General features: G+C 64.5%; 19 protein-coding genes and 1 tRNA gene. 5 read left to right on the forward strand and 15 right to left on the reverse strand.

The annotated features are described in order from the left end of the window. Position 1: 1 nt before the first annotated feature. The 7 genes from prcB to OIT41_RS11145 form a co-directional block, all read right to left on the reverse strand. Positions 2 to 811, reverse strand: coding sequence for a proteasome subunit beta (gene prcB / locus OIT41_RS11115; protein WP_241707729.1), 810 nt, complete (start codon positions 809 to 811; stop codon positions 2 to 4). Positions 812 to 889: 78 nt separating this feature from the next. Then, a complete protein-coding gene (locus OIT41_RS11120; RefSeq protein ID WP_078108941.1) occupies positions 890 to 1093 on the reverse strand; it encodes a ubiquitin-like protein Pup in 204 nt (67 codons plus the stop codon). Between the two features lie 123 nt (positions 1094 to 1216). After that, the gene (gene dop, locus OIT41_RS11125) at positions 1217 to 2833 is read right to left on the reverse strand and encodes a depupylase/deamidase Dop (RefSeq protein WP_241707837.1); all 1617 of its coding nucleotides are present in this window, start codon (positions 2831 to 2833) and stop codon (positions 1217 to 1219) included. Between the two features lie 50 nt (positions 2834 to 2883). Then, positions 2884 to 4698, reverse strand: a complete 1815-nt coding sequence (gene arc, locus OIT41_RS11130; RefSeq protein WP_241707730.1) for a proteasome ATPase — start codon at positions 4696 to 4698, stop codon at positions 2884 to 2886. A 101-nt stretch (positions 4699 to 4799) separates the two neighbouring features. Next, positions 4800 to 5852 (reverse strand): tRNA (adenine-N1)-methyltransferase, encoded by a 1053-nt coding sequence (locus OIT41_RS11135; RefSeq protein ID WP_241707731.1) that lies wholly within the window; start codon positions 5850 to 5852, stop codon positions 4800 to 4802. A 112-nt stretch (positions 5853 to 5964) separates the two neighbouring features. Beyond that, complete coding sequence (locus OIT41_RS11140; protein WP_241707732.1) at positions 5965 to 7134, reverse strand: site-2 protease family protein; 1170 nt, start codon at positions 7132 to 7134, stop codon at positions 5965 to 5967. Beyond that, positions 7135 to 7878 (reverse strand): HAD family hydrolase, encoded by a 744-nt coding sequence (locus OIT41_RS11145; RefSeq protein ID WP_241707733.1) that lies wholly within the window; start codon positions 7876 to 7878, stop codon positions 7135 to 7137. It lies immediately after the preceding gene. A gap of 119 nt (positions 7879 to 7997) precedes the next feature. Between OIT41_RS11145 and OIT41_RS11150 the strand changes: the two genes are divergently transcribed. Then, positions 7998 to 8903, forward strand: coding sequence for a PAC2 family protein (locus OIT41_RS11150; protein ID WP_078108896.1), 906 nt, complete (start codon positions 7998 to 8000; stop codon positions 8901 to 8903). Positions 8904 to 9009: 106 nt separating this feature from the next. Here the strand turns inward: OIT41_RS11150 and mshC are convergent, their stop codons facing one another. After that, positions 9010 to 10293 carry a cysteine--1-D-myo-inosityl 2-amino-2-deoxy-alpha-D-glucopyranoside ligase gene (gene mshC / locus OIT41_RS11155; RefSeq protein WP_241707734.1) on the reverse strand — a complete coding sequence of 428 codons (1284 nt, stop codon included), beginning with the start codon at positions 10291 to 10293 and terminating at the stop codon, positions 9010 to 9012. Positions 10294 to 10309: 16 nt separating this feature from the next. Continuing rightward, entirely contained in the window at positions 10310 to 11143 is an 834-nt protein-coding gene (locus tag OIT41_RS11160; protein WP_264636467.1) for an undecaprenyl-diphosphate phosphatase, read from the reverse strand. Positions 11144 to 11195: 52 nt separating this feature from the next. Here OIT41_RS11160 and OIT41_RS11165 point away from each other — a divergent pair, with 52 nt between their 5' ends. Continuing rightward, a complete protein-coding gene (locus OIT41_RS11165) occupies positions 11196 to 12128 on the forward strand; it encodes an aldo/keto reductase (RefSeq protein WP_241707735.1) in 933 nt (310 codons plus the stop codon). Between the two features lie 46 nt (positions 12129 to 12174). Here the strand turns inward: OIT41_RS11165 and OIT41_RS11170 are convergent, their stop codons facing one another. Beyond that, complete coding sequence (locus OIT41_RS11170) at positions 12175 to 12447, reverse strand: hypothetical protein (RefSeq protein ID WP_264636468.1); 273 nt, start codon at positions 12445 to 12447, stop codon at positions 12175 to 12177. Positions 12448 to 12486: 39 nt separating this feature from the next. Here OIT41_RS11170 and OIT41_RS11175 point away from each other — a divergent pair, with 39 nt between their 5' ends. Next, on the forward strand, positions 12487 to 12720 hold the full coding sequence (locus OIT41_RS11175; RefSeq protein WP_078108891.1) for a DUF5703 family protein: 234 nt from the start codon (positions 12487 to 12489) through the stop codon (positions 12718 to 12720). 47 nt (positions 12721 to 12767) lie between these two features. Here the strand turns inward: OIT41_RS11175 and OIT41_RS11180 are convergent, their stop codons facing one another. Next, positions 12768 to 13928 (reverse strand): acyl-CoA dehydrogenase family protein, encoded by a 1161-nt coding sequence (locus OIT41_RS11180; protein WP_264636469.1) that lies wholly within the window; start codon positions 13926 to 13928, stop codon positions 12768 to 12770. A 10-nt stretch (positions 13929 to 13938) separates the two neighbouring features. Continuing rightward, complete coding sequence (locus OIT41_RS11185; RefSeq protein WP_241707737.1) at positions 13939 to 15243, reverse strand: M20/M25/M40 family metallo-hydrolase; 1305 nt, start codon at positions 15241 to 15243, stop codon at positions 13939 to 13941. Between the two features lie 277 nt (positions 15244 to 15520). On the opposite strand from OIT41_RS11185, the gene OIT41_RS11190 reads away from it, so the two are divergent. Then, positions 15521 to 15603: transfer RNA gene (locus OIT41_RS11190), tRNA-Leu, on the forward strand. Positions 15604 to 15835: 232 nt separating this feature from the next. On the opposite strand, the gene OIT41_RS11195 is transcribed toward OIT41_RS11190, so the two are convergent. From OIT41_RS11195 to OIT41_RS11205, 3 genes are read right to left on the reverse strand one after another with little or no spacing between them, the layout of a single operon-like run. Then, positions 15836 to 16747, reverse strand: coding sequence for a MaoC family dehydratase (locus OIT41_RS11195; RefSeq protein WP_241707738.1), 912 nt, complete (start codon positions 16745 to 16747; stop codon positions 15836 to 15838). Beyond that, positions 16744 to 18096 (reverse strand): 3-oxoacyl-ACP reductase, encoded by a 1353-nt coding sequence (locus tag OIT41_RS11200; RefSeq protein WP_264636470.1) that lies wholly within the window; start codon positions 18094 to 18096, stop codon positions 16744 to 16746. The genes OIT41_RS11195 and OIT41_RS11200 overlap by 4 nt, the downstream gene beginning before the upstream one ends. Positions 18097 to 18101: 5 nt before the next feature. Beyond that, positions 18102 to 19472, reverse strand: coding sequence for an acetyl-CoA C-acetyltransferase (locus OIT41_RS11205; RefSeq protein WP_241707740.1), 1371 nt, complete (start codon positions 19470 to 19472; stop codon positions 18102 to 18104). A gap of 68 nt (positions 19473 to 19540) precedes the next feature. Here OIT41_RS11205 and OIT41_RS11210 point away from each other — a divergent pair, with 68 nt between their 5' ends. Further along, the gene (locus tag OIT41_RS11210) at positions 19541 to 20263 is read left to right on the forward strand and encodes a TetR/AcrR family transcriptional regulator (protein ID WP_078108869.1); all 723 of its coding nucleotides are present in this window, start codon (positions 19541 to 19543) and stop codon (positions 20261 to 20263) included. Positions 20264 to 20283 lie beyond the last annotated feature (20 nt).

Here is a 20283-nt window from a genome sequence, read left to right on the forward strand (position 1 = left end):
CTCAGGCCTCCCGTCCGGCAACTGCGCGCGATTCAACAATGGATCCTGCGATCGCCGCCAATTCCCGTTCCGGCACGCGGCGGGCGCCGGCGCGGTTGACGGTATACACCACCGGCCAGAGCTGCCGGACGGGGTCCGGACCGCCGGTGGCGGAGTCGTCGTCGGCGGCGTCGTAGAGGGCTTCGACGGCGACGGCGACGGCCTCGTCTTCAGTGAGGTTCGGCCGCCACAGCTTCTTCAAGGCGCCACGTGCGAAGACGGAACCGGATCCGACCGAATGGTGCTCCAATTCCTCGTATCGTCCGCCGGTGACGTCGTACGAGAAAAGCCGTCCCACGCCGGCCGACTGGTCGAACCCAGCGAAGAGCGGGATCACCGCAAGGCCCTGCATCGCCATGGGCAGGTTTCCACGGATCATGGCTCCAAGCCGGTTGGCTTTGCCGTCCAGGCTCAGCAGTGTGCCCTCGATCTTTTCGTAGTGTTCCAGTTCAACCTGGAACAACCGTGTGATGTCGATAGCCAGGCCTGCTGTCCCGGCAATTCCCAGGACGGAATATTCGTCGGCCGGGAAGACCTTCTCGATGTGCCTGCTGGCGATCACGTTGCCCATGGTGGCACGCCTGTCCCCCGCCATCAGGACGCCGCCTGGGTAGCTCAGGGCGACGATTGTCGTGGCATGGGGCACCAGCGGAATTTGTCCCGCAGGCAGCGCTTGGTTGAAGGGAAGGAGTTCAGGCCTGGAGCGTTGCAGATGCTCTATGAACGAAGACGTTGCTTGGGTGGCCAGGTGGCCGGCTGATGGATCCTGCATTGCTGCGCTCCTTCGACTCTGACATCCGATGCCCGGCGGCCTCGCGCCGGCCGGGCCCTTGGCTTGGCTGGCGGCTGGCTATTGACCGCCCTTTTGCACAAATGCCCGCACGAATTCCTCCGCGTTCGACTCAAGTACGCCGTCGATTTCGTCGAGGAGATCGTCAACGCCCTGCGTGGCGACCGAGGCCTGTGCCTCTGGCGCTGCGGGCGGTGCCTCGGGGGCGTCGGCCTCTGTCTCGACGTCTCGCGACTGCGGTTGCTGCTGCTCCTGAGCTGCCATTTCCTTCTCCATTCTGTCCATCCCCGGCAACGGGGACTTCCTGTAATGCCATACTGCCACGGGGCGGGCCGTGACGCTGCGGTTTTGTCGGGCCCGTTTGGCGGCCGTTCCTCAGCTGCCCGTTCAGGCGGGCGGGGCCGGGTCCAGGCCGAGCAATTCACGGAGGAATGCACCGGCTGTGGCATGCTTCCGAAACAACTGACCGGTGAGTGCTTCGGTGCCGCGGAGGGGTTCCCTGGTGGGTACCCGCTGCAGTTTCCCGATGCCGGGAACATCGAAGATGACTGAATCCCAGCTGGCGCCGACCACGTCCTTGCCGAAGCTGGAAACACACTTCCCGCGGAAATACGCCCGGGTGTCCGACGGCGGTTCGACGACGGCGCGGCTGATCGTGGCGTCGTCGACGATCGTCTGCATGCGGTCGCGGGAAAGCATTCTGTAATACAGGCCTTTCTCCGGCCTCACGTCGGACCACTGCAAATCGACAAGCCCCAGGCGGGCGTCGTTCCATTCCAGGCCGTCACGGTTCCGGTAGCCATCGAGCAGGGACATCTTGGCCAGCCATTCGACGGAAGACGCGGCACTCGCGGGGTTGCTACCCAGGAGCCCCAGCGTCGACTCCCACCGTTCCAGGACGTCACGGGTATGGCCGTCTCCACTGAAGGAATCGGAAACCCCGGTCTCCTGGCCAAGTTTGGCCGCTGCCTCGTAGTACATCCACTGGATATCCAGCGCGGTGACCCGCCGTCCGTCAAGAAGCCTGACGGTGGCGGTCAGGGAGGTGTCATGGCTGATGGCCTGCAGGCCCGCCACAGGCTCATGTACTTCGATCTTCGGAGCCTGGCCGGCTTCGATAAGGCTCAGGACCAAAGCCGTGGTGCCAAACTTCAAGTAGTTCGACACCTGGCTCAGGTTGGCGTCGCCGATGATGACATGCAGGCGCCGGTACTTGTCCGCGGTGGCGTGCGGTTCATCCCGGGTGTTGATGATCGGACGCCTGATGGTGGTTTCCAGTCCCACCTCGGCTTCGAAGAAGTCCGCCCGCTGGCTGATCTGGAATCCGGCAGTTGAACCGTCCTGGCCCTTGCCGAGTCGACCGGCTCCGCAGATGACCTGGCGGGTGACGAAGAACGGCGTCAGGCCCCGGACGATGTCCCCGAAAGGCACCGAGCGCGGCATGAGGTAGTTCTCGTGGGACCCATAGGACACCGATTTGTTGTCGGTGTTGTTCTTGTACAGGTTGATGGGCGGCAGGTCGGGATCGGCGGCCACCTTCCGAACGGTGGCCAAGGCGACGAGGTCGCCGGCCGCGTCCCAGGCCACGGCGTCACGGGGATTCGTGACCTCGGGACTGGAATATTCAGGATGGGCATGGTCCACGTACAGCCGGGCCCCGTTGCCGAGCACCATGTTCATGAGCAGCGATCCGGACTCGTCGCTGCCGTCGGCTTCCAGTTCCTGGCGTCCGTACGCCAGCGCGACGGCCTCGGCGTCGAGCACCGGGGGCCTGTCAGTCAGCTGGCTGGGATCGGCGGCACTCCGCTCGAGTGTCCAACCGCGCGCGTCATGCAGGGGTTCTTCGTCCGTATAGTCCCAACGGGTCTCGGCGCCGCCGGCCGCCCGTTGCCGCGTCAGGTTGGCGTAGGCCTGGATGATCCGCGCGGACATCATCGTGGCGTTCGCCCCCGGCGCGGAGGGCGAATGGATGCCGTATTCGGTTTCCGATCCCATGACCCGCATGGCCCCGCCGACGGGAAGCCTGTCCGAAGGCAGGCCTTCCGGCCGGGCCGTCACAGGTACTGGCCGGTGTTGGGAGTCGTTTCGATCGACTTCCCGGGCTCCTGGCCGGCCTTGCCCTGGACGATGGTGCGGATGTAGGTAATGCGTTCGCCCTTCTTGCCTGAGATGCGTGCCCAGTCATCCGGGTTGGTGGTGTTGGGCATGTCCTCGTGCTCGCGGAATTCGTCGACGACGGCGCGCAGGAAGTGGTCGATCCGCAGGCCTTTCTGCTGGGTCAGCAGGAGGTCCTTGATGGCGTACTTCTTGGCCCGGTCCACAACGTTCTGGACCACGGCACCGGAGTTGAAGTCCTTGAAGTAGAGCATCTCGGTATCGCCGTTGGCGTACGTGACTTCGAGGTACTCGTTGGATTTCTCCGTGGAGTACATGGCTTCAACGGTGCGCTGGATGATGGCGTCGACCGTGGCCTGGACGTCGCCGCCGTGCTCTGCCAGATCCGTCGCGTGGAAAGGAAGGTCGGTGGTGATGTACTTGGCGAAAATATCGGCGGCCGCTTCGGCGTCCGGCCGTTGGATCTTGACCTTCACATCCAGGCGGCCGGGACGGAGAATAGCCGGGTCGATCATGTCTTCGCGGTTCGAAGCGCCGATCACGATCACGTTGTCCAGCCGTTCGACGCCGTCGATCTCGCTCAGGAGCTGCGGAACGATGGTTGTTTCGACGTCGGAAGAGACACCGGTGCCGCGGGTGCGGAACAGCGAGTCCATCTCATCGAAGAACACCACCACGGGGCTGCCATCCGAAGCCTTCTCCCGGGCGCGGGCGAAGATCAGGCGGATGTGCCGCTCTGTTTCGCCGACGTACTTGTCAAGGAGTTCAGGTCCCTTGATGTTCAGGAAGTAGCTCTTCAGGTCCACGTTGCCGGCGCGTTCGGAGGCGCGGGCGGCCAGCGAGTTGGCAACGGCTTTGGCGATCAGCGTCTTGCCGCAGCCCGGAGGCCCGTACAGGAGGATGCCCTTGGGTGCTTTGAGCCCGTGTTCGCGGTACAGGTCCGGGTGCAGGAACGGGAGTTCCACCGCGTCGCGGATCTGTTCGATTTGCGGGCCCAGGCCGCCGATGTCCTCGTAGGTGATATCCGGGACTTCCTCGAGGACGAGGTTTTCGACCTCTGCCCGGGGAACCTTCTCCAAGGCGTAGCCGGTGCGGGAATCGAGGGACAGGGCGTCACCGACCCGCAGGTGCACTTTCTGCAAGGCACCCGAGAGCCTCACCACGCGCTCTTCATCGGCCCTGCCCACTACCAAGGCGCGGTCCGTGCCGAGCATCTCCTTGAGCGTGACCAGTTCGCCTGCCCGTTCGTACCCCAGTCCGGTCACCACGAGCAGGGCCTCATTGAGGAGGACTTCCTGTCCGACGGCCAGCTGGTTGAGGTTCACGAGCGGGCTGACGCCCACGCGCATCTTGCGGCCGGCGTTGAAGATGTCTACCGACTCCTCAGTGGCCGCCTGGCCCGTGCTGCCTGCCGTTGGCTGGCGCCTCGGATTGATCTGCAGGATCGTCCCGAAGCTGTACGGCGGTTGGCCGTCCTGCTCGAGGGCTCCTTTGAGCCGCAGGATCTCGGCCTTCGCCGTTTCCAGCATGGTCACGAGCTTGGTGTTGTTCTGGGTGGCGGCGGCAAGCTGACGGTCGATGTGGCGCAGCTTGTCTCGAAGGATGTTGATCTGGCGTTCCGCGACGGTGAGTTCCGCGGAGTCGTCCACCGGCTGGATTGCTCCACCCCCGTGTCCCGCTTTTCCCTCAGTCACAGCCTTGTTCGCTGGCTCCTCCGGCGTCGTTCGCCCGAAGTCATTGTTCGACGTATCCACGAAGCATCAGCTCCTTCCCGCTTTCTATAAATAGACCTTAGCCCTCAAAAGCGTCGGGAAACCTGTGACATCCGGAATGCGGACCAGTTTGTGATGTTTCCTCAGGAAGCAGGCGTGGGGTCGTCCTTGACGTGGGTGCCGGCAATCGCATCGCGTGCCGCCCGACGCAGTTTTTTGTCGGAAACCGCGCGCTCCCCTACGGCGCCCGGTGTCCACGCGTTCAAGTCCTCTTCGCTGAACTCGGTCTTGGACGGACGCCGTTTGACGGAGATTCCGGTCACGCCGTCGGCGAGGCGGCGGGTGACCAAAAGGAAGCCGGTGTGGGCCACCATGCGGTGGTCGGGGCGGACAGCGAGGCCCTCAAGATGCCAGCCACGGACCATGGACTCCCAGGCGTCCGGTTCCGTGAACCGGCCGTCGGCGCGGATGGCTTCGGCAGTGCGGGAAAGCTGGGTCACCGTGGCCACATAGTTGATCCACACGCCGCCGGGGGCCAGGACGGTGGCTACGGCGTCGAGGCATTCCCAAGGAGCGAGCATGTCCAGCACCACACGGTCCACGGATCCGGGCTCTTCACTGCGGACCACTTCCTCCTGGAAGTCGCCCAGCGAGATCTTCCAGGCGGGGTGCGGGCCGCCGAAAATTGTTTCCACGTTGCCGCGGGCGATGTCCGCGAACTCTTCGCGACGTTCGAAAGAGTGCAGGTAACCGTTGTCCCCCACTGCGCGGAGCAGGGAGATCGAAAGGGCGCCCGAACCAACGCCGGCTTCCACAACCCGTGCACCCGGGAAGATATCGGCCATCGTGACGATCTGCCCGGCATCCTTGGGGTAGACCACTGCTGCGCCGCGGGGCATGGACAACACGAAGTCCGAGAGCAGCGGCCGGAGCGTCTGGTACTGCTGGCCGATGTTGTTGGCGACTACGGAGCCATCAACCTGGCCGATGATTTCGTCATGGTTGAGGAAGCCGCGGTGCGTGTGGAAGGCTCCGCCTTCCTCCAAGGTGATGGTGTTCATCCGGCCGCGCTCGTCCGTGAGTTGAACCCGCTCGCCCACGCGGAACGGCCCTCGGCGCCGTGCCGCACCCGTCGGCTGAAGGGCGGTGTCGGCGGCGCCGGTGGCCGTGAAGTTGGCGGCGGTTTCGCTGCTCATGGGGATTTCCTCGCTCCTGTACGGCTGGGCCGTCTTTTGTTGCCACAGTTACTGCTTGGTGATGCGCGGCCGGGTTAATTCACGGCCGGCAGGTAACTCTACCGGGAAGGTCCTACGGGCGTCCGCTCCGTCGGGCTACTTTACCTGTAATGGCTGTCACTACGGCCTGCTGCCGCAGCAGGCCCATGACCGTACCGACTTCGTCCACGACGGCGTATTCAGTGCCGCTGAGCTGCGCCAGATACTGGATCAGTTCCTGGCCGCTGGAACTCCACGGGACGTAGGCGCCCTCGGCGAGCGGGGTCGAAACCGCCGTCACCAGCGTTGTGTAAACCTGGGAGGGCGGCACGGCTGCGGTGGCATGCGGATCGACAACGCCCTGAGGCCGGCCGTCGGGTCCGCAGATCACGACGGCGGGAGTGCCGTAAGGTGCTACCCGCAGGACGTCGGCGACGGTGGCCGAGTTCGGAATCCCGACGGCGGGTTCGGCCAAGGCCGCGGCGCTCACCAAGGGAAGGCGGCCGCGGAGCGTGGCTTGCTGAATGGCGCCCGAGGCTCCCATCCACAGGAAGCTGCAGACCAGGATCGTGATGAGCATGTAGCTGAGATCCGGGGTATTTCCGCTCAGCACGGGCAGTACTACGATCCACACGACCAGGACGATCACGATGATCCGTCCCGCCCAGCCCGCCGCCACTGTCCCCTTTTCCTGACTGCCGGTGGCTTTCCATACCGCGGACTCCACCAAGCGGCCTCCGTCCAAGGGCAGGCCCGGGAGGACATTGAAGATGCCGATGAGGAAATTGGCCCACATGAAGATATTTGTCAGGGTGTCCCCCGCACCGGTGAAGATACCGGTCTGAAGCACCAGCCAGGCCCCACCCGCGAGGACAAAGTTGGCTGCGGGTCCTGCCAAGGCAACCACCACTGAGCGGCCGGGCGACGCAATGAAGCTCTCGAACTGTGTGTGTCCGCCCCAGAGATTCAGCACGATCTTCTCCGTGGGCCAGTTGAACGCCTTGGCACTCAGGGCATGGGCGAGCTCGTGGACCAGTACGGAAAGGGCAAGGAGCACCGCGTAGGCGAAGGCAACGAAGTACGCGGCGATGCCGAGCGAGTGCTCCCGGATGAGCAGAGCTGGACCGTAGACGATCACCGTGAACGCCGCGATGATGAACCAGGAGTAAGCGAGGTACACGGGGATTCCCGCTATCCGGCCGAGGGGAATCCCGTCTTTACTGCCGCGACGAGTGCTATGGCCACCATTCCGGGGAGTGCTCACTTAGTTCGCCCGTCCAAGGAGAGTCCCGGCGGGCGCATTCGCGGAGGCCCTGGCGGCAACAAGCGCTTCCAGATCGGCGACCTTCCTGCCCTGAAGGGTGTCCCAGGTTGCCCGGCGGGGATCCTCCGGCAGCGGCATCTGGTGCGGGATCCCCACAGTCACCACGCCTGAGGCAATCGCGGACGCAACTCCCGGGACCGAGTCCTCGAGTGCGACGCAATGGTCTGCGGTCAGCCCGGGGTCTGTGTCCTGGAGTCGCTCGACGGCGGCAAGGTAAGCCTCCGGGTGGGGTTTTCCTTGGCTCACGGTGTCTCCCGTGATGAGGAACTCGAAGTAGGGCTTGGAGAGGTTGGCCACGACCTCCCGCGCCATGGGGCCTTCCGACATGGTCACGAGGGCGCAGCGGACGCCTGATTGATACAGTTCGTCAAGCAATTCCTTGGCACCGGGCCGCCACGGCACCTCGACGCGGAGACGGTCGATGACCCGGGCGCTCAAGGAGTCGACGATCTCGCGCTTTTCCAGGTTCACCCCAGCCGTTTGGAGGATGCCGGCCGAATGCATCAGCGACTGCCCTACGAGCTGCATGGCTTGTTCATGGCTCCAAGCGCCACCATGGGACTCCACGAGGGCGCGTTCCGCGGCAATCCAGTATGGCTCGGTGTCCACCAAGGTGCCATCCATGTCCCATAGTGCGGCTTTGAGCTCGGCTTTTACAAAGGGCTGGGTGGCTGAAGCAAGCATGCCTAAAGTCTACGTGGAACGACGGAAGGCAATTGCCGTTCTACGCCGGGGGCGAAGTGTGGCCACGCCGGTCACTTCACGCCATGCATGGGTGGCGGTGTTGGACGTAGGGTGAGTGAATGAACAGTTTGGACGGAGCCCCTGACGGACAGGCCACAACACCCGAGCCTGAGCGCCTTCTCCAGCCTGTAGCCGAAGGCCAGCGCATCACCGTGATGCTCGCGGCTTTCGAAGGTTGGAACGACGCCGGCGAGGCGGCCAGCGATTCCCTCCACTACTTGAACAAGTTGTGGCAAGGAAAGAAAGTGGCATCCGTTGATGCCGACGACTACTACGACTTCCAGTTCACCAGGCCGACCGTTCGACGCACGGCCGCCGGAACCCGCAAAGTGAAATGGCCTTCCACGCGCCTTTACAAGGCGAGCGTCCCGGACAGCAACGTCGACGTGGTGTTCGTGCTCGGCACCGAGCCTTCCTATCGCTGGCGCGCCTACACAGCCGAGCTTCTGGTCCACGCCGAGACGCTCAAGGTTGACTACGTGGTGCTGATCGGCGCGCTTCTGGCCGACGTACCGCACAGCCGGCCGATCCCCGTCAGCACTACCTCGGACGACAGCGGACTGCGGCAGCGCTTGAACCTTGAGGCGTCGCAGTACGAGGGGCCGGTAGGCATTGTGGGTGTGCTGGCGGAGTTCGCGCTGCTCGCGGGGTTGCCCACGGTGTCATTGTGGGCAGCCGTGCCGCACTATGTGGCCCAGCCACCGTCTCCCAAAGCGCAACTGGCCATCTTGAACCGGATCGAGGATCTGCTCCAGGTGCCCTTGGACACCCATGCCCTCAACGAGGAATCCGAGGCGTGGGAGCGCGGAGTGGACGAACTTGCCACGGAAGACCCGGAAATCGCCGCCTATGTGCGGCAGCTCGAAGAGGCCAAGGACACGGCCGACCTCCCGGAGGCCAGTGGCGAATCCATAGCGCGCGAATTCGAGCGCTACCTGAAGCGCAGGGGCAAGGACAAGCCCTGACGGGCCGTCTCCGGGGGTGCGGTGCGCATCTAAGCCAACGCGGGGTCACTTACGGCCCGTCCAAAGGGACATTATGGGCCGTAAGCGACCCCGCGTTGTTTGGATATTAGAGCTCGACGCCAAGCAATCCGTTGATCGCGTCGCTTACCAGCGCGGAATCGAAGGCGCCCGGATTCGCGTTGGACGGGTTGCCAAGGGCCGCAGCGGCCCAGGCATCGACGGCGGCAACCGCGCCGGGAGCGTTGAGGTCGTTGGCGAGCTCGGCACGCATCCGAGTGAGCAGCTGCGCCGCCGTCCCCTCGGGAGCGATATCCCGGGCCGCCCGCCACGTGTTGAGCCGTTCCTTGGCTTCTGCGAAGCCTTCATCGGTCCAGGACCAATCCGAGCGGTAGTGGTGGGCCAGGATCGCCAAGCGGATTGCGGCAGGTTCTTCGCCTGCGGCGCGAAGCTTGGACACGAGGACCAGGTTGCCCTTGGACTTGCTCATCTTTTCGCCGTCGAGGCCCACCATTCCGGCGTGGGCATAGTGGTGCGCCAAGGGAACGCCGCTGAGCGAATACGCGTGTCCGGCACCCATCTCGTGGTGCGGGAAGACGAGGTCCGATCCGCCGCCCTGCACGGTGAAGGGAGCCGGCAGGTACTTCTGGGCGATGACGGTGCATTCAATGTGCCAGCCCGGACGTCCGTCACCGAGGCTCGCGCCGGGCCAGTGCGGCTCGCCGTCGCGGGCAACGCGCCACAGCAAAGGATCAAGGGGATTCCGCTTCCCGGAACGGCCCGGATCGCCGCCGCGTTCGGCGAAAAGCTCCAGCATTTCCACTTCACCGAGCCCGGAGATGTCCCCGAGCGTCCACGCGTCCGGGCTATCCGACGCTTTGCCGGCTGCCTCGACGTCGTAATACACGTCGCCGTCGGGCTCGCCGCCGGTACCGTGCACGCGGTAGGCGAGTTTGTCCGCGATCAGTTTCTCAATGGCCGGGACAATCATCGGGATCGCCTCCACTGCGCCGATGTAATGGTTCGGGGCCAGCACGTTGAGGGCGTCCATGTCGGTATGGAAAAGCTCGATCTGGCTCGCCGCCAGCTCGCGCCAATCGACGCCGGTGGCGGTGGCGCGCTCAAGCAGGGGGTCGTCGACGTCGGTGACGTTCTGGACGTACGCGACCCGCTGGCCGCTGTCCCGCCATGCCCGGTTGAGCAGGTCGAAGGCGACATAGCTCGCCGCGTGTCCCATGTGGGTGGCGTCGTAGGGGGTGATGCCGCACACGTACATGGATTGCTCCGCGCGTGGCTCGACCTCCACCACGGCCCTGAGGGCGGTATCGAACAGCCTCAAAGAGGGCATGCTGCCGGGTAGTTCAGGCACAGGGCGGGAGATCCACGATTTCACAGCCTCAACCATAGTGCTAGGCGCTGATGACATTGAAACCGAGCAGTACATAGAGGGCGAGTCCCAGGAGAATGCGGTACCACACGAAGACGCGGTAGCTGTGGGTGGAGATGAATTTGAGGAACCAGCCGATGATGATGAAGCCCACAACAAAGGCGATAACCGTGGCCAAGGCTGTTTCCGGCAAGCCGAAAGGCCCGGTGATTCCTTCCTTCGACACCACCTTGTATAACTGGTAGAGGCCGCTGCCGAAGACCGCGGGTATGGCCAGCAGGAACGAATAGCGTGCAGCCGCCTCCCGGGTGTACCCCATCAACAGGCCGGCGGTGATGGTTCCCCCGGAGCGGGAGACGCCCGGGATGAGCGCCATCGCCTGAGCCAAGCCGTAAAGGATGCCATGCTTGAAAGTCAATTGGCTCAGCTCGCGTTCCTGCCGGCCTACGGCGTCGGCTACCGCAAGGATCATGCCGAAGACGATCAGCATGGTGGCCACGATCCACAAGCTACGCAGGACGGATTCGATCTGGTCCTGGAACAGCAGGCCGAGAACGATGATCGGAAGGCTGCCGAGGATCACCAGCCACCCCATCCGCGCGTCGGGATCATCCCCGGAGACCTTGCCGCGCAACGATCCGAACCAGGCACGGACAATCCTGACGATGTCGCGCCAAAAGAAGACGATGACGGCCGTCTCGGTACCCAGTTGCGTGATGGCGGTGAAAGCAGCCCCGGGATCCGCCGCGTTGGGCAGGAATGAGCCGACAATTCGCAGGTGCGCGCTTGAAGAAATCGGTAGGAATTCTGTCAGGCCCTGCACGAGGCCAAGGAAGGCTGCTTCTATCCAGTTCACGTGAATAGACCCTACGTCATGATCTAGGCGAACTCCCCGTAAGCTATCAGCTATGCAGCAGCGTTACGTCGGCAACAGCGGGTTTCGGGTGTCCACCCTTTCCCTGGGCACCATGTCCTGGGCGGAAGAAACGGACGAGCAGGATGCACGGGAGTTGCTCCATACGTTCATCGCCGCGGGCGGCACCATGATCGATACCGCGGCCTCCTACGCAGGCGGACAGGCCGAAGCACTCCTGGGCTCCATGCTGGGGGACGTCGTGTCGCGATCGGAGGTTGCCCTCTCCACGAAAGCGGGGATCTCGACGTCGGACAGCCGGCGCAGCGTGGACGCCTCCCGCGGAGCCATGCTGTCCGCCCTCGACGCGAGCCTTGCCCGTTTGCGGACTGACTACGTCGACATTTGGTTCGCGCAGGCCTGGGACGGCAACGTCCCGCTGGACGAAACGCTCTCCGCCCTTGACCTCGCGCTGCGCTCGGGACGCGCACGGTACGTCGGCATCTCCAACTACAACGGCTGGCAGACCGCCAAGGCCGCGGCTGTCGCAGGGTTCACCGTGGTGGCCAACCAATCCGAATACTCGCTCCTGCACAGGAAGCCCGAAGACGAGCTGGTGCCCGCCGTCGAAGACGCAGGACTCGGACTCATGGCGTGGGGCCCCCTCGGCCGCGGGGTGCTCAGCGGCAAGTACCGTGGGCAGATTCCGTCTGAATCACGTGCGGCCGAAGGCCGCCTCAGCGGTTACGTCGAAAAGTACCTCGACGCGCGGGGGGCGCGGATCGTCGAAGCGGTGGCCATGGCCGCTCGTGGCCTGGGACGGTCCGCCGTGGACGTCTCGCTGAGCTGGTTGCTCTCCCGCCCAGGCGTCTCCACGGCCGTGGTCGGAGCACGCAATGCGGTCCAGCTCAAGGAACTGCTCGACGCACAGCTGGCGCCCCTTCCCGCTGAGATTTCCCGGGCATTGGAGGACGTTTCAGCGGTCTGACCTAGCTGTTACTCCGGCGCTGCCGGCCCCCCATTGCTGGCCTGCATTACTGATCAAGGATCTCCAGCTCGTCTTCATCGAGGAGTTGATTATTCTCCTCGTCGTCATCCTCTTCATCGTCGTCGAACACCTGAAGGGGTGTGACTTCCGAGTAGGCCTCGTATAGTGAGTCCTCATATACCTCAAAGGCATCTGCGACGGCAAAAAACGCTGCCTCCACGGTGGGATCTCCTTCGCCACGGCGGGCGGAAGCGGCAATCAGGTGCTCTTCCAAGGCGGCTGTCAATGACTGAAGCGCGACACGCGGATCGATGCTCATGACTTCACGTTAGCCCGAAAAAGACGAAAATGGAGAGGGATGAGAGAACAATTTCTGAGCAGTTCAGTGGAGCGTCAGCGGGACTACGCAAGGCAGTACGAGTATCTCGTGCTGACCGTCAGCCCTGACGATTCCTTGCCCGAGGCGCGACGTCGGCTCGTGGAGCACTCCGAATACGGCAAGTGGGAACTGGAGCGGAGCATCCTCTATATCGGCGGCGGTCGCCGGTTCTGGCTGCGCCGCAAGGTACTCAACGTGCAGCGCACCGTATAGCAGCACAGCCGTTATTTCAGGGTCCCCCGCTCGAGCTTCCGAGCGTTTCAGCTTTCGAGCGGGCCCAGCCACGCGTTGGCTACCGTGGTGTGCGCTGATTCATCGTTGGACGGATGGAAGATCCCGGCCGGCACATCGCGGTACAGCCGTTCGAGTTCCGAGCCGCGGAAGTAGCTTGAGCCTCCGGAAACCCGGATGGCCACATCCACCATGCTCCGGGCGTTCTCCGTGGCCCGCACCTTGAGGCCCACGAACTTTGGAAACCACTGCGCCCCGTGATCAACCACGGCATCCACGTCACGGGCCACCGAGGCCAACTGGGGCTGGATGGAATCCATGGCCATGGCGGCGTCAGCGATCTTCCAGCGGATGTCCGGGTCCTGCGAGAAGCTTCGGCCGCCGTACTTGGCCGAGGTCCGGCGCGTGACGGCATCGACGGCCAGCTTGAATGCCCGCTCCGCAATGCCCGTATAGACCGCGGCAAGTAGTGTTTCGAAGCACGCGAAGATCGCGAAGATCAACGGATCCTGATTGGGTCCTACAGGCAGTTTCCGGAAGATCCGCTCCGGCCGCACCAGGGCACCGTGGAGAAGCGTGGTGTTCGACTGGCTCGCCCGCATGCCCAGGGTGTCCCAGTCATCCAGTGTCTCGTGGCCTGGCGCGTCCCGGTGGAGGAAGCCGAATACCAGCTCACCGCTCCCCTCCCGTGCGCCGCTGTCCTTGCCGAAGATGCCGAGGCGGGTCCACACCGGCGACAGGCTCGTGAAGATCTTCCGCCCGGTGAAGCTGTACCCGCCATCCGGCTGCGGTTCCGCCGTCGTGCCTGAATCAAAGAGCATGGAGTCGTTACCCGGTTCGGAAATCCCGAACGCAAAGACTTCGCCCTGTCCGGCCTCCTTCAGCACAAAGTCAAGGGAGCTGTTGCCACGGGCCGCCAGGACGTGCGCGACGCCGGTCCAGACCAGGTGCATGTTGACGGCCAATGCCGTGGCCGGAGCAGCCGTGGCAAGCCGGCGCTGAAGCGCCGCCGCGGCTTCGAGCCCGAGCCCCCGTCCGCCGTCGGACTCCGGAACGAAGATCTTCAGGTATCCCGCCGCGGCGAGCTCCTCAAGGTCCTCGTGGAAGAACGAGTTGTTCCGGTCATAGCCTGCGGCCCGCGCCCGGATGCGCTCGAGCAGCTCGTCCGGCAGGATCTCCTCGGGAATCAAGGGGTTCTCCCTAGTAGTTGCTGAGCAGGGTGTTGAGCACCCTGGATCCGAACTTGAGCGAATCGGCCGGAACCCGTTCGTCGACCCCGTGGAACATGCCCGTGAAGTCGAGCTCTTCCGGAAGCATCAGCGGGGCGAATCCGTAGCCTGTGATGCCGATCTTGCTGAGTGACTTGTTGTCGGTGCCCCCGGACAAGGTGTAAGGCAGGACCTTGGCGCCGGGGTCTTCCGTATGCAGGGCGTCGATCATGGCGTCCACCAGGTTGCCTGCAAACGGCACTTCCAGGGACACGTCCTTGTTGACGTAGCTGACCTCCACCCCGTCCCCAGCGAGTTTTTTGACGGTTTCGAAGACCAACTCCTGCTGGCCTGGCAGCGTGCGGCAGTCCACCAGCGCTTCCGCCGATTCGGGGATGACGTTGTGCTTGTACCCGGAGCTCAACAAGGTGGGGTTCGAGGTGTTTTGCAGGGTAGCTCCGACGAAGCGCGCTACGGTGCCGAGTTCCTTGAGCAGTGTCTCGGGATTGTCCGGATCGAACTCGACGCCGGTCAGTTCCGTCACGCCGTCGAGGAACTGCCGGGTGGTGGGGGTCAGCTCAATCGGCCAGCGGTATTCGCCGATCCTGGTGACAGCCCCGGCCAGGCGGGTGATCGCATTGTCCGTGTTGATTTGCGAACCGTGCCCGGCCCTGCCGTGTGCCACGAGGCGCAGCCAGGAAAGGCCCTTTTCCGCCGTCTGGAGCAAGTAAGTGCGCTGGCCTCCGATGGTGGCCGAGAAGCCACCCACTTCGGAGATCGCTTCCGTGGCGCCGTCGAAGAGTTCCCTCCGGTGCTCGACGGCGTAGCGCGCGCCGTGGTTGCCTCCGGCTTCCTCGTCGGCGAAGAACGCGAAGATGATGTCGCGTTTGGGCTTGCGTCCCGTGCGGGCGAAGTCACGCATGACCGAGAGGATCATGGCGTCCATGTCCTTCATGTCCACGGCGCCGCGTCCCCAGATGAGTCCGTCCTTGAGTTCGCCGCTGAAGGGGTCAACAGTCCACTGGTCTTTGAGGGCCGGAACGACGTCGAGGTGACCGTGCACCACGAGGGCGCCGGCCGAGGGGTCCTCGCCCGCCATGCGCGTGACTACATTGGCCCGGCCTGGAGCCGACTCAAAGATTTCCGCGTCCAATCCCACTTCATTAATCAACGCCGCCGTGTATTCAGCTGCGGCGCGTTCCCCGGGACCGGAATCGTCGCCGAAGTTCGAGGTGTCTATGCGGATAAGTTCCTGGCAGATCCGGACTACTTCGTCCTCGGGTCGGATATCAGTCATGGAACTCTCCTTGCTTGCTGGGATGGACGTACTCCGGCGGGAAGGCAGGTGGTGCTGACGCTCCCCGCGCGCTTCCCTCAGCCTACCCACCGCATGCCCGTTTGGCCGCGTGCTTTCCCGCGTTTTGGCGCCGATTGGCAGGCCCCAATTGCCGTTGACGGCGCCGTCTCGCGCTCCGGTTTTTTTATTTCCCAGAAACCGTGTTAGAGTTTTTCTCGCTGCTTCGGAGGAAAGAGAAGCGCCGAGAGGCGCAGAACGAACGCTCCGAACACCACCTGCGCGGGTGGCGGAATGGCAGACGCGCTAGCTTGAGGTGCTAGTCCTCGAAAGGGGGTGGGGGTTCAAGTCCCCCTCCGCGCACAATTGCAAGGCCTGGAATTATGATAATTCCAGGCCTTGTTTGTTTAACTTTGAATTTGCTTTTTCGGACGCTAATGCGGCGTTCATCACATTTATTGAATTGCATTGCCGCTCATTCATTCGAGGCAGTGACCAGGACTGCCGACCTCGCTCCGCGGGGAACGGCGACGGCGGCCGCCCACGTGGGTGACCGCCGTCGTCGTAGCCGTTCCTGAAACCCGAGACCGGAGCCTTACAGGGCCGTCACGGAGCCGCTGAAGTGCCTCCTGCCGCTTCGCGGACTCCAGGCGACGTAGTCCGAACGCTCCCACGAACCTGACGAGGAGTGGACCGTGCCGATTTCCAAGGCCACCCGCGCAGGGAGATACACGGGTGCCTCGAAGTTCACGTCCCAGCGGAACGCTTCCGCCTTCACCGAGCCAACGTCGGCCAAGGCCCTGGAGGCGAGGTACATGCCGTGCGCGATTGACCGCGGCAGGCCCAGCGCCTTGGCCGAGAGGAGGCTCAAATGAATCGGATTGAAATCTCCGGATACCGCAGCGTAAAGGCGGCCCGTATCCACTCCGAGCTGCCAGACTGCGGTTGGTGCGGGCGCCCTGAACTCCGCTGGCGCGGCGGCCTCGGGGGCCTTGTCGAATCCCGGAAGGAAGACCCCCTTGGCGAGGTACGTCGAGATGCCGCGCCAGAGCAGCGCCCCGTCATTGCTTGAGCGGACTTCGGCGACGACGTCCAGCTGGGTTCCAGCCCTGTGGCCGCGCATGTTATCGGCCCAGGACCGGACGTCGAGCGGTTCACTGAAGTGAACGGCCCGCAACTGCTCCACCTGGTTCTTCAAATGGATCATCCCCAGCAACGGAAGCGGGAAGTCGTCCCGGTTCAGCACGCTCATGGAGACCGGAAACGCGAGGGCGTGGATGAAGCCGGCCGGCAGCGCGTCACTCGCGGTCTCCCCGATCAGGTGCTGGTACTCGGTGAGGTTCGCGACGTCGGCCCGCACCCCGCGGACCTCATGGCTCCCCTGGGGCAGGGCGGTGGCAGCCGGGAACCCCAGCAACCTCCGCCGCGCCGCCGTCGCCGCCGCATTCACGTACAGCTTCGAGAGCGACGGCAGATCCCCTAGGATGAGGGGTTGTTCCGTGCTCATGCGCCCACCAGGTTCTGTCCGCAGACCCTGAGCACTTCACCCGTGATACCCGCGGCCGCATCCGATGCCAGGAACGCAATTGCCTCCGCTACGTCTCCGGGCAGGCCGCCCTGCTGCAGCGAATTGAGCCTGCGGGCCACCTCCCGGGTGGCGAAGGGGATCCGGGCGGTCATGTCGGTCTCGATGAAGCCGGGCGCGACGGCGTTGATGGAGCCGCCGCGTTCTGCGAGCAAGGGCGCCGTGGCCCTGACCATGCCGATCACTCCCCCCTTGGAAGCCGCATAGTTGGTCTGCCCGCGGTTGCCGGCGATTCCGCTCGTGGACGCCACGGACACGATCCGCGGGCTCTTGTGCAGCAGGTCCGAGCCCAGGAGTGCCTCGTTGATCCGCAACTGCGAAGCGATGTTCACGCCGATGACGGAATTCCAGCGGCCCTCATCCATGTTGGCCAGGAGCTTGTCCCGGGTAATGCCGGCATTGTGGATGACGATATCGAGTCCGCCATGGCGTTCCACGGCGTGGTCGATGATGCGCTTCCCGGCGTCCTCAGCCGTGATGTCCAATTGCAGTGCAGTGCCATGGACCTCGTTGGCGACCTCGGCGAGGTGGTCCCCCGCAGCCGGAATATCCACCACCACGAGCCGCGCACCGTCCCTGTGCAGGGTCCGCGCGATCGCCGCTCCGATGCCGCGGGCGGCGCCCGTGACGACGGCGATCTTACCCGCCAAGGGCTTGTCGGCGTCGGCGGGAAGCCGGCCCGTGCCCGACGTGACCGTCAGGAATTGGCCATCCACGAATGCGGACCGACCGGACAGGAAAAAGCGCAGCGCCCCGAGCGTGCTGGGGCTCGTGGTGCCGGCGCCGTCCCCGAGGAGAATGCCGTTGGCCGTCGCACCTGCCCGGAGTTCCTTGGCCAGCGACCGCAGCAGTCCGTCGACTCCTTGCCGGCCGGCAGCACCGGCCGGATTGGCCGCGGAGGCGGAGGTGCGGGAGATCGTGACGACCCTTGCGCTGCGGGCCAAATCCCGGATCGACGGGGCCGCGGTGAGAACGGGTCCGGCAAGCTCATCGGGATGTTCGACGCCGTCGAGCACCAGGATGATCGCCCCCAGCCTTTCCTTGGGCAAGGCCGAACGCCGGACGTCGAGGCCCCAGCCCACCAGGGCGGCAGCCAATTCGTCGGAGCCCGCGGTCTTGCCGTTGCTGCTCCCGAGCACCAGGACGGGTCCCGGTACCAGCGGCTCTCCCGGCTGGTACCTCCGGAGCACGGCAGGTTGGGGCAGGCCGAGCTTTTTCGCCAGGTCCTTGCCGATCCCGTGGCTCACAAACTGTGTGTACTTGTCGGTCACGCCGGTTACCGACCTTCCGGAGCGGAGTAAGCCTCAAGGATCGCCACGACTCCCTGCCCTCCGGCAGCGCAGATGGAGATCAGTCCGCGGGCCGGACGACCGTTCACCGGACCGTTCTCGTGGAGCATCTTCGCCAACGAAGCGACGATTCGTCCGCCAGTGGCGGCAAAGGGATGGCCGGCGGCAAGGGACGAGCCGTTGACGTTGAGCTTGGCACGGTCGATCTTGCCGAGTGAACCGTCCAATCCCAGCCGGGTGCGGCCGAATTCCTCGTCTTCCCACGCGGCGAGCGTACTCAGGACGGTTCCCGCAAAGGCTTCGTGGATTTCGAAGAAGTCGATGTCTTCGAAGGACAGCCCGTTGCGGGCCAGGAGCCGCGGCACTGCAAAGGCAGGAGCCATGAGGAGTCCGTCTTTGCCGTGGACGAAATCGACGGCGGCAGCCTCGCCGTCGACGACGACGGCCAGCTTGGGCAGGCCCCGGGCGTCCGCCCATTCCTCGCTGCCGAGGAGCACCGTGGAGGCACCGTCCGTGAGAGGGGTGGAGTTGCCGGCCGTCATGGTCGCCTCCGCGCCGAGGCCCTTGCCGAAGACGGGCTTGAGGGTGGCCAGCTTCTCCATGGACGTGTCGGGCCGGAGGTTCGAATCACGGCTCAGCCCCCGGTACGGAGTCACGAGGTCATCGAAGAAGCCACGTTCGTAGGCCGCGGCGAGATTGTGGTGGCTATTGAACGCGATCTCGTCCTGCGCCTCGCGGCTGATCTTCCACTGGGCCGTGGTCAGCGCCTGGTGCTCCCCCATGGACAGGCCGGTCCTGGGTTCCCCGGTGTTTGGAGCATCCGGGGCGAGGTCCTTGGGACGCAGCCGCGAGAGGACCTTGAGCCGATCGGGCAGGGATTTGGCGCGATGGAGGTCGAGCAGGACTTCGCGGAGGCCTTCGCTCACGGCAATGGGGGCATCCGAGGCAGAGTCGACGCCGCCCGCGATGGCCGAGTCGATCTGGCCCAGCTTGATCTTGTTGGCGAGGCCCAGGACGGTCTCAAGACCGGTGGCGCACGCCTGCTGGAGATCGTAGGCGGGCGTCTCCGGGGAAAGGGCCGAACCGAGGACCGCTTCGCGTGTCAGGTTGAAGTCGCGGGAGTGCTTCAGGACGGCTCCGGCGGCTACCTCACCGATCCGCTCCTCTTGAAGCCCGAAACGTGCGATCAGTCCGTCGAGGGCCGCCGTCAGCATGTCCTGGTTCGATGATTTGGTGTAGGCGCCCCCGGTCCGGGCAAAGGGAATCCTGTTCCCGCCAACCACCACGGCCCTGCGGAGCGTGCCCTGGGTTGCGGGGGATTCGTGTGGTGCGCTCGCGGAATGTGCTGCTGCAGGCATGCGTTTCTCCTTATGATCACATCGGGTTACTGATACCCAGCGTACCTGATACGCTGAGTATCGTGAACATCCCCAGCCTAGGACTTCCTGCCGAAAACGACGCCGGCACTCCGCTCCCCGCGGACGGCGAGGCTCCCGCCGTCGACGGCCGCGCCGCCCGCTGGCAGGCCCACCGCGAAGAACGCCGACGCGATCTCATCAAGGCCGCCCGCAAGGCCGTCCATGCGCTGGGCAGCGACGCCTCCATGGAAGACATCGCGACCGCGGCAAGTACCTCCAAGTCGGTGTACTACCGGTACTTCGGGGACAAAGCCGGCCTCCAGCAGGCAATGGGCGAAGTAGTACTGGGACAAATGCAACGGCGGATGAAGGAAGCGGCCGAAAGCGCCCAGACTCCCCGCGAAGGCTTGTTCGCCATGGTCTCCGCATACCTGCAGATGGCGGAGTCCAGCCCCGCCGTCTACGCGTTCATCACGCGGCTTTCCCAAGGGGAACCGTCGGCGCAAGATGCCATTGCCGCCTCGGGAGCTCTCGGCCACTTCTTCGAGTCGATCAGTGCCATGATCGCCCGGCCGATGCGCGAACACCTGGGGGCGGAAAAGGAAGCGTTGATCGACTACTGGCCCACCGCGGCCATCGGGTTGGTCCGCAACGCCGGCGAAAGGTGGCTCGGCAGCCCTGCCTCCGCCGCAAAACCCGACCAGGAAACGATGGCGGCCCGGATCACTGACTGGCTGTGCGTGGGAATCGCCCCGGAACTCAAGATCAACTCCCCTGAATATCAGCAATGACTCCACGTTGTTCGGAACCA

Source organism: Arthrobacter sp. YA7-1 (assembly GCF_025960325.1).
GTDB lineage: Bacteria > Actinomycetota > Actinomycetes > Actinomycetales > Micrococcaceae > Arthrobacter > Arthrobacter bambusae_A.

Excerpts from the sequence above, each read along its gene's own strand:
- prcB (WP_241707729.1), bottom strand. The coding sequence starts at position 811 with ATGCAGGATCCATCAGCCGGCCACCTGGCCACCCAAGCAACGTCTTCG.
- OIT41_RS11120 (WP_078108941.1), bottom strand. The coding sequence starts at position 1,093 with ATGGCAGCTCAGGAGCAGCAGCAACCGCAGTCGCGAGACGTCGAGACA.
- dop (WP_241707837.1), bottom strand. The coding sequence starts at position 2,833 with ATGCGGGTCATGGGATCGGAAACCGAATACGGCATCCATTCGCCCTCC.
- OIT41_RS11135 (WP_241707731.1), bottom strand. The coding sequence starts at position 5,852 with ATGAGCAGCGAAACCGCCGCCAACTTCACGGCCACCGGCGCCGCCGAC.
- OIT41_RS11145 (WP_241707733.1), bottom strand. The coding sequence starts at position 7,878 with ATGCTTGCTTCAGCCACCCAGCCCTTTGTAAAAGCCGAGCTCAAAGCC.
- OIT41_RS11150 (WP_078108896.1), top strand. The coding sequence starts at position 7,998 with ATGAACAGTTTGGACGGAGCCCCTGACGGACAGGCCACAACACCCGAG.
- OIT41_RS11165 (WP_241707735.1), top strand. The coding sequence starts at position 11,196 with ATGCAGCAGCGTTACGTCGGCAACAGCGGGTTTCGGGTGTCCACCCTT.
- OIT41_RS11170 (WP_264636468.1), bottom strand. The coding sequence starts at position 12,447 with ATGAGCATCGATCCGCGTGTCGCGCTTCAGTCATTGACAGCCGCCTTG.
- OIT41_RS11175 (WP_078108891.1), top strand. The coding sequence starts at position 12,487 with ATGAGAGAACAATTTCTGAGCAGTTCAGTGGAGCGTCAGCGGGACTAC.
- OIT41_RS11185 (WP_241707737.1), bottom strand. The coding sequence starts at position 15,243 with ATGACTGATATCCGACCCGAGGACGAAGTAGTCCGGATCTGCCAGGAA.
- OIT41_RS11195 (WP_241707738.1), bottom strand. The coding sequence starts at position 16,747 with ATGAGCACGGAACAACCCCTCATCCTAGGGGATCTGCCGTCGCTCTCG.
- OIT41_RS11205 (WP_241707740.1), bottom strand. The coding sequence starts at position 19,472 with ATGCCTGCAGCAGCACATTCCGCGAGCGCACCACACGAATCCCCCGCA.